The following is a 12,315-nucleotide window of genomic DNA, read 5'->3' on the forward strand; positions in this document are numbered from 1 at the left end:
GCCTGGGTGTTCTTATGCTCGGAGTTACCATGACGCTGTCCAGCGGGCTGATCGCCGCCGTTGCCCTGGCCTATATGGCCATTATGTTTGCCATTGCCTTCTACGGGGACCGTCGCCGCGCTCCGTTGCCGCCACGTGTGCGCGCCTGGGTGTACAGCCTGTCGCTGGCGGTGTATTGCACCAGTTGGACCTTCTTCGGTGCCGTAGGCCAGGCCGCCGAACAGCTGTGGGCGTTTTTACCCATCTATCTAGGGCCAGTGCTGTTACTGGTGTTGGCACCCTGGGTGCTGCAAAAGATGATCCTGATCAGCAAGCAGGAAAACATCACCTCCATCGCCGACTTCATCGCCGCACGCTACGGCAAGTCCCAGTCACTGGCTGTGGTGGTCGCGCTGATCTGCCTGGTGGGCGTGCTGCCGTATATCGCCCTGCAACTCAAAGGCATCGTGCTGGGGGTGAACCTGCTGATCGGCGCGGGGGCCGACACCACCGGCACCCGCGCCCAGGACACCGCACTGATCGTGTCGCTGGTGCTGGCGTTGTTCACCATCGTGTTTGGTACGCGCAACCTCGACGCCACGGAGCACCACCGTGGCATGGTGCTGGCGATTGCGTTTGAATCTTTGGTCAAGCTGTTTGCGTTTCTCGCCGTCGGCGCGTTTGTAACCTACGGCCTGTATGACGGTTTCGGTGACCTGTTCAGCCAAGCGATGCTGGCACCACGGCTGGAGGAATACTGGAAGGAAACCGTCAACTGGCCATCGATGGTAGTGCAGACCGGCGTCGCGATGATGGCGATCATCTGCCTACCGCGCCAGTTTCATGTGACGGTGGTGGAAAACATCGACCCCCAGGATTTGCGCGTGGCCAAGTGGGTCTTTCCCGCTTACCTGATCCTTGCCGCATTGTTCGTGATCCCCATCGCCCTCGGCGGCAAAATGCTGCTGCCCGGTTCGGTGCTGCCCGACTCCTACGTGATCAGCCTGCCTATGGCCGAAGCCCACCCGGCGCTGGCGGTGCTGGCGTTTATCGGCGGCGCATCGGCGGCCACCGGCATGGTGATTGTGGCGAGCATCGCCCTGTCGACCATGGTCTCCAACGATATGTTGCTGCCGTGGCTGTTGCGGCGCTCCAGCGCCGAACGACCTTTCGAGGTGTTCCGTCATTGGATGCTCTCGGTGCGCCGGGTCAGCATCGTGATCATCTTGCTGCTCGCGTATGTCAGCTACCGCCTGCTGGGCTCTACGGCGAGCCTGGCCACCATCGGCCAGATCGCCTTTGCCGCCGTCACCCAACTCGCCCCCGCGATGCTCGGCGCGCTGTATTGGAAACAGGCCAACCGAAGGGGTGTGTTTGCCGGGTTGGCAGCGGGTACATTCCTGTGGTTCTACACCCTGGTCCTACCCGTAACCGCGAAAAGCCTGGGCTGGTCCCTCAGCCTTTTCCCAGGGCTGACATGGATGCATTCCCACCCGCTCGGCTTGTCCGTCACGTCACTGACCCTGGGCACCGTGTTCTCCCTGGCAGGCAACTTCACGTTGTTTGTGTGGGTGTCGATGCTGTCGCGTACCCGCGTGTCTGAACACTGGCAAGCCGGGCGCTTTATCGGCCAGGAAATCAGCCAGCGCGCCAACGCCCGCTCGATGCTCTCGGTACAGATCAGCGACCTGCTCAGCCTCGCGGCGCGTTTTGTCGGTGAAGAGCGCGCCCAGCAGAGTTTTATCCGCTTCGCCTATCGCCAGGGCAAAGGCTTCAACCCCAATCAGAATGCCGACAACGACTGGATTGCCCACACCGAACGCCTATTGGCCGGTGTGCTCGGCGCTTCTTCGACGCGCGCTGTAGTAAAAGCGGCGATTGAAGGGCGGGAAATGCAACTGGAGGACGTAGTACGCATCGCCGACGAAGCCTCGGAAGTGCTGCAGTTCAACCGCGCGTTGCTGCAAGGCGCCATCGAAAACATCACCCAGGGCATCAGCGTGGTGGACCAGTCCCTCAAGCTGGTGGCCTGGAACCGACGTTACCTGGAGTTGTTCAACTACCCTGACGGGCTGATCAGCGTTGGTCGGCCGATTGCCGACATTATTCGCTACAACGCCGAACGCGGCCTGTGCGGCCCAGGCGAAGCCGAAGTACATGTGGCGCGACGCCTGCACTGGATGCGCCAGGGCCGCGCTCACACCTCAGAACGGCTGTTTCCCAATGGGCGGGTAATCGAGCTGATCGGCAACCCGATGCCAGGCGGCGGCTTTGTCATGAGTTTCACCGACATTACAGCGTTCCGCGAAGCCGAGCAGGCACTTACCGAAGCCAACGAAGGCCTTGAGCAACGGGTGACCGAGCGCACCCATGAACTGTCGCAGCTCAATGTGGCACTCACCGATGCCAAAGGCGTGGCCGAGTCCGCCAGCCAGTCGAAGACTCGCTTCCTCGCGGCAGTCAGTCATGACTTGATGCAACCGCTGAACGCCGCACGCCTGTTCTCCGCTGCCCTCTCCCATCAGAACGACGGCCTCTCCAGCGAAGCCCGGCAACTGGTGCAGCACCTGGACAGTTCGCTGCGCTCCGCCGAAGACCTGATCAGCGACTTGTTGGATATCTCGCGCCTGGAAAACGGCAAGATCAACCCGCAACGCCAGCCCTTTGTGCTCAACGAACTGTTCGACACCCTGGGCGCGGAATTCAAGGCCCTGGCCCAGGAGCAAGGCCTGCGGTTTCGCCTGCGCGGCAGTCGCATGCGCATCGACAGCGACATCAAGCTGCTGCGACGGATCCTGCAGAACTTCCTGACCAACGCTTTTCGCTATGCCGATGGCCCGGTGCTGCTTGGCGTGCGCCGACGCAAGGGCGAGCTGTGCCTGGAAGTATGGGACCGCGGCCCCGGTATCCCGCAGGATAAACAGAAGGTGATCTTCGAAGAGTTCAAACGCCTGGACAGCCACCAGACCCGCGCCGAGAAAGGCCTGGGCCTGGGCCTGGCAATCGCCGACGGCCTGTGCCGCGTGCTGGGCCATCGCCTCAGCGTGCGTTCGTGGCCCGGCAAGGGCAGCGTATTCAGCGTGCGCGTACCGCTGGCGCGCAATCAAACCAGCCCACAGGCCAAGGCCCCCCAAGAAAATGGCTTGCCGCTGAGCGGCGCGCAGGTGCTGTGCGTGGATAACGAAGAGAGCATCCTGATTGGCATGCGCAGCCTGCTGACGCGCTGGGGCTGCGAGGTGTGGACCGCCACCGACCAGGCGCAATGCGCGGCGCTGCTGGCAGAAGGCGTGCGGCCGCAGTTGGCGTTGGTGGATTACCACCTGGACCACGGCGAGACCGGCACTGAATTGATGGGGTGGCTGCGGGCACAGTTGGCGGAGCCGATCCCCGGCGTAGTCATCAGTGCGGACGGCCGTCCCGAGATGGTGGCCGAGGTGCATGCCGCCGGCTTGGATTATTTGGCCAAGCCGGTGAAGCCGGCGGCGCTGCGGGCGTTGCTCAGCAGGCACTTACCTCTGTAAACCGGATGTACCCGGTAAAGAGGTGGGAGGGCGCTTGCTCCCGATGAGGGTATAGCAGCCAAACACCTGGCGACTGGTCTACCGCCATCGGGGCAAGCCCCCTCCCACATTTAGCTCTGCGTTTATTCGGGGAGGTGTGCCACGCCGTCGGAGTCGGTCATGGCCCGCTCCAGCAAATCAGCCGGCAGACTTTTACTGGCGCGGGCGCCGAGCAGTCTGAGTTGTTCGGTGCGGCTGACCAGATTTCCGCGTCCATCTGTCAGTTTGTTCCGCGCTGCGCTGTAAGCTTTATCCAACTGCTGCAGACGGTTGCCCACTTCGTCCAGGTCCTGGATAAACAACACAAACTTGTCGTACAGCCACCCGGCACGCTCGGCGATCTCCCTGGCGTTCTGGCTTTGGCGCTCCTGCTTCCACAGGCTGTCGATCACCCGCAAGGTGGCGAGCAAGGTCGTGGGGCTGACAATCACGATATGGCGGTCGAAGGCTTCCTGGAACAAGTTCGGCTCAGCCTGCAAGGCGGCAGAAAACGCCGCTTCGATCGGCACGAACAGCAACACGAAATCCAGGCTATGCAGGCCTTCCAGGCGTTTGTAATCCTTGCCGGCCAAGCCTTTGACATGATTGCGCAGCGACAGCACATGCTGCTTCAAGGCCGCCTGGCCGATCACCTCATCATCGGCCGCGACGTACTGCTGATACGCCGTCAGGCTGACCTTGGAGTCCACCACCACCTGTTTGTCACCGGGCAACATGATCAACACATCCGGCTGGAAGCGTTCGCCGTCCGGGCCCTTGAGGCTGACCTGGGTCTGGTACTCACGGCCCTTCTCCAGCCCGGCATGTTCCAGCACACGTTCGAGGATCAGTTCGCCCCAGTTACCCTGGGTTTTCTGGCCCTTGAGGGCACGGGTCAGGTTGGTGGCCTCGTCTGACAGACGCAAGTTCAGTTGTTGCAGGCGCTCAAGCTCTTTGGCCAGGGAAAAGCGCTCACGTGCCTCGTTCTGATAGCTCTCTTCCACGCGCTTTTCGAAGGACTGGATGCGTTCCTTCAACGGGTCGAGCAACTGGCCGAGCCGTTCCTGGCTGGTTTCGGCAAAGCGCTGCTCGCGCTCGTCGAAGATCTTGCCGGCCAGCTCGGCGAACTGCGCACGCAGTTCGTCTCGCGAGCCTTGCAGGTCGGTGAGGCGCTGTTGATGGCTGTCCTGCTGTTCGCGCAGTTCAGCGCGCAGGCCGGACGCCAAGGCGTCCAGGCGGCGCAGTTCGGTTTCCTTGGCGCTGCGGTCAAGGTTCCAGGCGTGGGCAGCGTCGCGGGCATTGTCGCGGTCGATCTGCAACAGTTCGACCTCGCGGCGCACCGCAGCCAGGTCGGCTTGTTTGGCAGCGTTGGCCTGGCTGAGGTCGCTGATTTCGTCGCGGCTGGCGTCCAGTTGCGCGGCGAGGCCTTCTTGGGCCAGTTGCGCAGTCGCCAAGCGCTCTTCAAGCAGTTCCCAGCCGGTAGTGCGCGCAGTCAGCCGCCGCTGTATCTGCCAGCACACTGCCAATAAAGGCACTGCTGCGCCAGTAAGGCCCAGGGCAATACTGGTCCAGTCAAAAGCCATAGCCATTTCTGCCATCACCGAAAAGGAGCAAGGTTAACCAAGCATAGGGCGCGAGGACAGCTCAGTCTTCGACCTGGCCCAGTTCACGTTGGGCACGGCGGTCACCGGCACGGGCGGCCAGGCGCAGCAGGTCGTGGCCGATACGGCGATCACGGGCGTTGCCACACTCACGGCACATCAATTGACCCAGGCGGCTCTGTGCGGCAACCACGCCCTCGCGGGCCGGCTGCTTGAGCAAGCGCCCGGCGAAGTGTTTGACGTTGGTGCTGTGCCCCAGGCGCGGGCTATCGAGCAACCACAGGGCAACTTTCAAGGAAAAGCGCTTGGGTGCGGTAACAGTCTGTGGTGTGTCGGTAACAGAGGGTGATACTGAGCGAAACTTCATAAAACACTGTGGGACAGAACGGAAGGCGCGCCACTCTACTCTTTTTTTCGTACAGGTAAAGCTGAAAAAAACCATGCACGCCCGTTCTAGAGCAAGCGCTCGGGACAATCCACAGAAGCTGTGGATAACTCAGTGGACAACCCCCCTTTAACGCTCGCAAACGCCCATGCAGCGGGGCCCGCAGTCAAACTGACGATTTTTTCACCAATTAAAAAAAGCCAGATTTTTCATTGACTTAAATTTCCATTGCAGGCAAATGGCGGCGCAGCATGGCACGTGACAGCGTGGTTACACAGCTGGCAACTAATGTGCACAAGTACCCCTACGATGGTTATAACCCGCGCTTTTTTTGAAGCAATTGGCTTAAAAAATGTTACCGCCAGGGCGCACCAGGGACTTTTCAAACCCTTGCACGCTCGCCACACTGCTTGACCGGCAGCGCAACATTGGGAGGGTCGATGAAAGGAATCATGATATTCACCGGGTTATTGCTGTTGATTTGCGTTATTTCCCTGGCGATCAATGCCGTGCTGCCATCGCCGGATGGCGCGTTGTTTGCCATCGCAATCTTGCTGTCGGCCGCCTTCACGGCAGTGAGCCTGTGTATCGAACTCGGTGAGGGCCGCATCAATGACATGGGCGATGTGATGAAGGTGGTCGAGACCGGGCAGTCCCTGCGCCTGACACTCGCCGCCTACGGGCTGGGCTGTTCGCTGGCAGCCGCCGCCACGGTGCTGGTCTATCGTGGCCTGCTGGGCGGCTGAGAGAATTTATTTGACTATCACACTTCCCTTCGCCGTTTCAATCCGTTACTATCCGCGGCGTTAGTACCAAGCTGAAAGTCAATTCTGGTCGAACAACTCCCCTGAACAACACGGGATCGACCACCTCGATGGTTTCCAGGTATCACTTGCGACGACACTGCCTTTGAACAAGCAAAGGGTGTCGCGAAGTTTACATACTCTGACCGAACCAACCTGCAAATTGATCAGGATCTTCACCCTGGGCCCAGAACCTTTGCCCCTGTTGTGTTGCCTGCCCTCCTAAGTACCTACCTGCCAGCCTAAGCGCGCCTAATTTAATAGCGCTTCAAACTGGCTGCTTTGTTCCAGTCGGGTTCTTCGTTTGATCAATGGTGATCAACGTTACTGGAACGTTTTAACGTTGCACGGCTCTTATCCGTGTCATTTGTAGGAACACCAATAATATGAACGCTCAAATCCATACTCAGGATGCCATTCGCACCCTCACCAACGCTTTTGCTCCAATGAACTGCCTGATCATGGCCGCTCGCAAAGGCTGCTTCAGCTTCACCCTGGTCAACGAACACGGCATCGCCCGTCATAGCGAACGCCTGTACCCCGATCAATACTCCAGCGCCGAACCGCTGCAGGCTGTGATCGAGCGTACCCGTCAGGCACTGGTTGCCTGATCGACCCGAGTCGCTGAAACACAAAAAACCCTGTTTAAAACACAGGTTTTTTTATTGCCTGCGATTTCTGTTTCGTGCAGTTGCACTAAGTTCAAATCGATATAAACGTTATAACTGGATGAATAAGATGTTTTAAAAACAGGCCTTTACATCATGAATATGACACTACACTTCAACTCAAGCGGCATGATCCGCTTCCGGCGAGCCTGAGATCCGATCCACTGCTGCCAAGCCCCCACCTTCTCAGGCCTCGTCGACCACTTTCACGGATTGAGGCTTGTATGGGTATCGCTGCCAGTGAATTGTGTCGTTATGTAATCCGGCCGACGCTGATGTACCTCGGCCAGCAGAGCCCGACGGCTGAGTCCTTGCTGCTGGGTATCGCGGCCAGCCAGTCAGAACTGGGCTCAGCCTTGCATGACCGCCGCGGCCACGGCCTGTACAGCATCACCGAACCTCGCCACCGCGCCTTGTGGGACACCTACCTGGCACTGGACCCCGAGCGTGCCAGCCTGGTACGCGGGCTGGCCAGCCAACACGCCTTCCTCAGCGCGCCGCAACTGGAACTCACCGTCAACCTGCGTTACGCCACGGCCATCGCCTGGCTGCTGGTAGAACAACACTGCCCCGCCCTGCCACCGCCCGGCGATGTTTTAGCCATGGCACGTATCTGGAAAGAAATATTTCATCCCCAGGGACGACTGCGTGATTTCACTCAAACCTGGCAAACCTGTGTTTCCCCCATGAATCACTCGGTCTGCTGACCGGGCGATTTGCAAGATTCGCCAAAAAACCTCAATTTTGGTCGGATTGTCCTACAAAACAGCTCTATCTCCTACATTACAGCCTATAGCGCGATGTTAATTTTATTGGTACTTTCCGCAGCGGTGATCACCACGGAGTTCTAATAATGAAAAAAGTAATGCTCAAGACCACACTTAGCCTCGCCGTTGCCATGGCATCCTCCCAACTGTTCGCGAGCGGTTTCGCACTGAACGAACAGAGCGTCAGCGGGATGGGTACGGGTTTCGCAGGTCGCTCCTCTTCTGCCGATGATGCAAGCACCGTTTACGGTAACCCTGCCGGTATGTCGCGCCTCAATGGCCAGCAAATCACGGGCGGCGTTGCTGCGATTGACGCATCGACCAATATCAAAGATGCGAAGGGCCTTCCAAGCGGCTCCAACAAAGGCGACATGGTTCCGTTCACCGCGGTGCCATTCGGCTTCTACACCAACAAACTCAACGATCAGTGGGCCATCGGCTTTGGTGTGTATGCACCATTCGGCCTGGTGACCGACTATGAAAACGGCTTCCAGGGCCGTGGCTTCGGCAGCAAGAGCGAAGTGAAGGTCATGACCTTCCAGCCGACTGTCAGCTATGCGTTCAACGACAAGGTATCCATCGGTTTTGGCCCGACCATCAACCGGATTTCCGGTGTGCTGGAGTCGGACAAGACCCTGAGCCTCACACAGCCCGACACCAACGTCAAAATCAAAGGCGATGACACCGCGATTGGCTTCAACGTTGGTGTGTTGGTCCAGGCCACCGACACCACCCGCGTGGGCCTGACCTACCACTCCAAGGTCAAGTACAAGCTTGAAGGCCACACCGAAGTGTCCGGCCCTCCTTTGACCCAAGGTTTCCTGGCAAACAACCGTTACGACGCGTCGCTGAAAATTGAAACGCCGGAATCCTACGACCTGTCGGTCACTCAAGACCTGACTGACGCTTGGAAACTGTACGGCGGTGCAACCTGGACACGCTGGAGCCGCCTGAAAGAGATCACCGTCAACAACGAGGGTGTGACTGCGGCAAACGGCGGTGCCTTGGCCCCATCCCGTATCAGCAGCATCACCGAAGAGCAGAACTGGCACGACACCTGGGCCTACGCCGTGGGTACTTCGTACCAGTTGACCAAGCAGGTCGTACTGCGTACCGGTCTGACCTTCGATCAGTCGCCCACCAACAACAAAGACCGCTCGCCACGTATTCCTACCGGCGACCGGACAATCTTCAGTGTTGGCCTGGGCTACAAAGTGATGGATAACATGACGGTCGACCTGGCTTACTCCTACCTCAAGGAAGAAGACATCAAGGTCAATAACACGTCTGCGCCGTTCAACTACAGCGCCAAGTACGAAAACAGTGCCAACGGTTTCGGCCTGGGCATGACTTACACCTTCTGATTCAGACCGGTGTAAAAAAGCCCCGCTCTCCTGCACAGGAGGCGGGGCTTTTTAGTGGCCGACGTTCAAGGCTTGGACGCTATCGCCGCCTCCACGGCCTTGATCAACTCCGGACTGTCTGGCTTGGTCAGGCTGGAAAAATCGGCGATCACCTTGCCCTGGCGATCGACCACATACTTGTAGAAATTCCACTTCGGCGCGTTGCTCTGCTGCGCCAGCACCTTGAACAGATTCACAGCGTCCGGCCCCTTGACCTTCTGCGGCTCGGTCATGGTGAAGGTCACGCCGTAATTCACGTAGCAGACCTTGGCGGTCTCTTCGCCGGTCTTGGCTTCTTGCTTGAAGTCATCGGACGGCACGCCGATCACTTCCAGCCCTTGGTCCTTGTAACGCTGATACAAGGCTTCAAGGCCTTTGAACTGCGGCGCGAACCCGCAGAAACTCGCAGTATTGACGATCACCAGCGGTTTGCCGGCAAAGCGCTGGCACAGATCGATGGATTCCTTGGCGCGCAGTTTGGGCAATTGGCCTTCAAGCAAGGGCGGACAATCGGCAGCCAACGCCACACCGCCAAAAGCCGCCATCAGCACAGGTACAGCCAGCCAGCGCATCTGCATGTCGAAACGTCCTCTCAAGAGTTCAGGAATCGAACTTAACAGATCGACATACCCAGTTGCATCAATGCCAGCCCTCCGCGTTGCCAGCCCCACCATGCCAGCACCAGTAGGACCAGCCCCACAGTGATCAATACCGCCCGTGCTGTCAGGCTCATGCCGCCTCCATTTGCGCCTGTAAACGCGCCACCGGCCGCTCTCGAACCGGCCAATTGAGGGCCGCTGCGAGCAAGCTCAACACAATGGCACCCTGCCAGATCAAATCGTAGTTACCGCTCCGGTCATAAACCACCCCGCCCAACCAGCCGCCGAGGAACGAACCAATCTGGTGGAACAGGAACACAATCCCACCCAGCATGGAAAGATTTCGCACACCAAACAAGGTAGCTACGGTGCCGTTGGTCAGCGGCACCGTGGACAACCACAGCAAGCCCATCGCCATGCCGAACAGATAGGCGCTGATTTGGGTCACCGGCGCCCACAGGAACAGCACAATGACCACCGCTCGCAACAGGTACAACCCGGTCAGCAAGCGCGGCTTGGACATACGCCCACCCAGCCAACCGGCGGTGTAGGTCCCGACGATATTGAACAGGCCAATCAACGCCAGCACCGTGGTACCTGTGCTGGCCGGCAAGTGCTGATCCACCAGATAGGCCGGCAGGTGCACGCCGATAAACACCACCTGAAAACCACAAACGAAAAAGCCAAAGGCCAGCAACCAGAAGCCGGAGTGTCCGCAGGCTTCGTGCAATGCCTCACGCAAGGTTTGCTGCCCGGCCAGTACCGGCAGCGGCCGATCCTTGAGCATGCTGACCAGCGGCAAGATCAACGCCACCATCAGGCCCAACGCAAGCAGTGCTGCCGACCAGCCCAGCCAACTGATCAAGCCCAAGGTGCCGGGCACCATCGCGAACTGGCCGAATGAACCGGCAGCACTGGCGATGCCCATGGCCATGCTGCGTTTTTCCGGCGCCACGGCGCGGCCGACGACGCCAAGGATTACCGAGAACGAGGTGCCCGACAGGCCGATACCAATCAGCAGACCAGCACTCAGCGAAAGCGACCACGCGGAATCGGACAAGCCCATCAACACCAGGCCTACGGCGTACAGAACCCCGCCGACAAATACCACTTTGGTCGCGCCGAAACGGTCGGCCAGCGCGCCGGCAAATGGTTGCGCCAGGCCCCAGATCAGGTTCTGCAGCGCAATCGCCAAGGCGAACGTGCCCCGGCCCCAGCCGAATTCGCTGCTCATCGGCGCCAGGAACAGGCCGAACCCGTGCCGCACGCCCAGCGACAACGCCAGGATCAGCGCACTCCCCACAAGGATCCAACCACTGGTGCGCCACATCGAGGTCATTTCTTATTCTCCGCTCGCGGGTATATACCCGCTTATGTTCGAACAAACCCGCCTTCAGGCGAGTTCATCCAGCAAGGCCAACAAGGTTTCGCGTTTATCCGCGCCCAGTTGATCGATCAATTTCTGTTGTGCCGCTTCCCAGGCCGGCAAGGCGGCAGCCAGCCGTTCTGCACCCGCGTCGGTCAGCAATACGAGGCGATTGCGCAGGTCATTGCCCTCGACCAACTGCACCAAGCCTTCGCACTCAAGCACGCGCAGGTTTCGCCCCAGCGTACTGCGATCCAAGCCCATGGCTTCGGCCAGGCTGGAAATGCTCGGTTGGTCGAGGCGCTGCAGGTTACACAGCAAAGAATACTGGGCAACGTTGATCCCGAAGCCGTCGAGAGCGCCGTCGTAATGCCTGCTGACGCCACGGGCGGCGCGTCGCAGGTTGGTGCATAAACATTGGGAGGCAAGCATGGAACGTGTATATACCCGCGATTAAGAGAATGCAAGAAAGTGTTACAGCGCCAGGCCGACCAGTACCGCGACTTCCAGCAGCTCCAACAAGGCTCCGGCGGTATCGCCGGTGGTGCCGCCGAGGCGGTTGATCATCAACTGGCGCAGCCCCACGAAGCAGATCGCCGCCAGCAGTACCGCAATCCCGCCGTTGAAACCGCCGATGAGGACGCAGGCCAGACCACTGAGGATCAGCACCTGTTGGCCGACAAGTCGAGGTAAATGATCCGACAATGCCTGACCCAATCCGCCTGCACGCACGTAGCGAGTGGTCAGAAACAACGCCAGCATCGACGCCCGCCCGATCAGCGGCGCCAGGATCAGCGCAGCGCCGTTATGCTGCTCGATCAAGGCCACCAGCGCGGTGAACTTGAGCAACACCACCAAGCCCAGGGTGACCACCGCAATCGGCCCGCTGCGCGGGTCTTTCATGATGGTGAGGGTGCGTTCGCGGTCGCCGAAGCCACCCAGCCAAGCATCCGCGCTGTCCGCCAGGCCATCCAGGTGCAGGCCGCCGCTGAGCAACACCCAGGCCGTCAGCAACAGCGCGGCATGCAGCAACAGCGGCGCGCCCATCAGCGCCGTATTCAGTGCCCACAGCAACAGCCCGAACAACAGCCCGACCAGCGGATAGAACAACAGTGAGCGTCCCAACGCCTGGGGCTGCGGCATCCCAGGCAGGCGAATCGGCAAACTGCTGAGAAATTGCAGCGCGATCCAGAACGGCAGCATGG

11 protein-coding genes are annotated in these 12,315 nt (G+C 59.6%); 5 read left to right on the forward strand and 6 right to left on the reverse strand.

The window, feature by feature from the left end; all coding sequences use genetic code 11:
• Window positions 1-29 precede the first annotated feature (29 nt).
• Entirely contained in the window at window positions 30-3,500 is a 3,471-nt protein-coding gene (locus PspS35_RS20910) for a PAS domain-containing hybrid sensor histidine kinase/response regulator (RefSeq protein ID WP_159936620.1), read from the forward strand.
• A gap of 122 nt (window positions 3,501-3,622) precedes the next feature.
• On the opposite strand, the gene rmuC is transcribed toward PspS35_RS20910, so the two are convergent.
• Together rmuC and PspS35_RS20920 are read right to left on the reverse strand one after the other, a co-directional pair.
• Complete coding sequence (rmuC, locus tag PspS35_RS20915) at window positions 3,623-4,987, reverse strand: DNA recombination protein RmuC (protein WP_174244885.1); 1,365 nt, start codon at window positions 4,985-4,987, stop codon at window positions 3,623-3,625.
• Window positions 4,988-5,162: 175 nt separating this feature from the next.
• Entirely contained in the window at window positions 5,163-5,486 is a 324-nt protein-coding gene (locus PspS35_RS20920; protein WP_043293316.1) for a hypothetical protein, read from the reverse strand.
• A 458-nt stretch (window positions 5,487-5,944) separates the two neighbouring features.
• On the opposite strand from PspS35_RS20920, the gene PspS35_RS20925 reads away from it, so the two are divergent.
• The 4 genes from PspS35_RS20925 to PspS35_RS20940 all read left to right on the forward strand — a co-directional run bounded on the left by PspS35_RS20925 (window position 5,945) and on the right by PspS35_RS20940 (window position 9,106).
• Window positions 5,945-6,250, forward strand: a complete 306-nt coding sequence (locus PspS35_RS20925) for a hypothetical protein (protein ID WP_159936621.1) — start codon at window positions 5,945-5,947, stop codon at window positions 6,248-6,250.
• A gap of 443 nt (window positions 6,251-6,693) precedes the next feature.
• Window positions 6,694-6,918, forward strand: a complete 225-nt coding sequence (locus PspS35_RS20930; RefSeq protein WP_003175353.1) for a hypothetical protein — start codon at window positions 6,694-6,696, stop codon at window positions 6,916-6,918.
• Between the two features lie 281 nt (window positions 6,919-7,199).
• Complete coding sequence (locus PspS35_RS20935; RefSeq protein WP_159936622.1) at window positions 7,200-7,682, forward strand: hypothetical protein; 483 nt, start codon at window positions 7,200-7,202, stop codon at window positions 7,680-7,682.
• 146 nt (window positions 7,683-7,828) lie between these two features.
• On the forward strand, window positions 7,829-9,106 hold the full coding sequence (locus PspS35_RS20940; protein ID WP_159936623.1) for an outer membrane protein transport protein: 1,278 nt from the start codon (window positions 7,829-7,831) through the stop codon (window positions 9,104-9,106).
• A 65-nt stretch (window positions 9,107-9,171) separates the two neighbouring features.
• On the opposite strand, the gene PspS35_RS20945 is transcribed toward PspS35_RS20940, so the two are convergent.
• The 4 genes from PspS35_RS20945 to PspS35_RS20960 all read right to left on the reverse strand — a co-directional run bounded on the left by PspS35_RS20945 (window position 9,172) and on the right by PspS35_RS20960 (window position 12,313).
• The gene (locus PspS35_RS20945; RefSeq protein WP_159936624.1) at window positions 9,172-9,723 is read right to left on the reverse strand and encodes a redoxin domain-containing protein; all 552 of its coding nucleotides are present in this window, start codon (window positions 9,721-9,723) and stop codon (window positions 9,172-9,174) included.
• A gap of 151 nt (window positions 9,724-9,874) precedes the next feature.
• Window positions 9,875-11,074, reverse strand: a complete 1,200-nt coding sequence (locus PspS35_RS20950; RefSeq protein ID WP_174244886.1) for an MFS transporter — start codon at window positions 11,072-11,074, stop codon at window positions 9,875-9,877.
• Between the two features lie 63 nt (window positions 11,075-11,137).
• Window positions 11,138-11,542, reverse strand: coding sequence for a MarR family winged helix-turn-helix transcriptional regulator (locus tag PspS35_RS20955; RefSeq protein ID WP_101272367.1), 405 nt, complete (start codon window positions 11,540-11,542; stop codon window positions 11,138-11,140).
• Window positions 11,543-11,584: 42 nt separating this feature from the next.
• Window positions 11,585-12,313: an adenosylcobinamide-GDP ribazoletransferase gene (locus PspS35_RS20960; protein ID WP_159936626.1), complete on the reverse strand. Its 729-nt coding sequence runs from the start codon at window positions 12,311-12,313 to the stop codon at window positions 11,585-11,587.
• Window positions 12,314-12,315 lie beyond the last annotated feature (2 nt).

It is taken from the genome of Pseudomonas sp. S35, assembly GCF_009866765.1.
Classification (GTDB): Bacteria; Pseudomonadota; Gammaproteobacteria; order Pseudomonadales; family Pseudomonadaceae; genus Aquipseudomonas.

Bases quoted from the DNA above. Each gene is read 5' to 3' on its own strand.
- PspS35_RS20960 (WP_159936626.1), bottom strand. From the start codon at position 12,313: ATGCTGCCGTTCTGGATCGCGCTGCAATTTCTCAGCAGTTTGCCGATT.
- PspS35_RS20955 (WP_101272367.1), bottom strand. From the start codon at position 11,542: ATGCTTGCCTCCCAATGTTTATGCACCAACCTGCGACGCGCCGCCCGT.
- PspS35_RS20930 (WP_003175353.1), top strand. From the start codon at position 6,694: ATGAACGCTCAAATCCATACTCAGGATGCCATTCGCACCCTCACCAAC.
- PspS35_RS20950 (WP_174244886.1), bottom strand. From the start codon at position 11,074: ATGTGGCGCACCAGTGGTTGGATCCTTGTGGGGAGTGCGCTGATCCTG.
- PspS35_RS20925 (WP_159936621.1), top strand. From the start codon at position 5,945: ATGAAAGGAATCATGATATTCACCGGGTTATTGCTGTTGATTTGCGTT.
- PspS35_RS20935 (WP_159936622.1), top strand. From the start codon at position 7,200: ATGGGTATCGCTGCCAGTGAATTGTGTCGTTATGTAATCCGGCCGACG.
- PspS35_RS20910 (WP_159936620.1), top strand. From the start codon at position 30: ATGACGCTGTCCAGCGGGCTGATCGCCGCCGTTGCCCTGGCCTATATG.
- PspS35_RS20920 (WP_043293316.1), bottom strand. From the start codon at position 5,486: ATGAAGTTTCGCTCAGTATCACCCTCTGTTACCGACACACCACAGACT.
- PspS35_RS20945 (WP_159936624.1), bottom strand. From the start codon at position 9,723: ATGCAGATGCGCTGGCTGGCTGTACCTGTGCTGATGGCGGCTTTTGGC.
- PspS35_RS20940 (WP_159936623.1), top strand. From the start codon at position 7,829: ATGAAAAAAGTAATGCTCAAGACCACACTTAGCCTCGCCGTTGCCATG.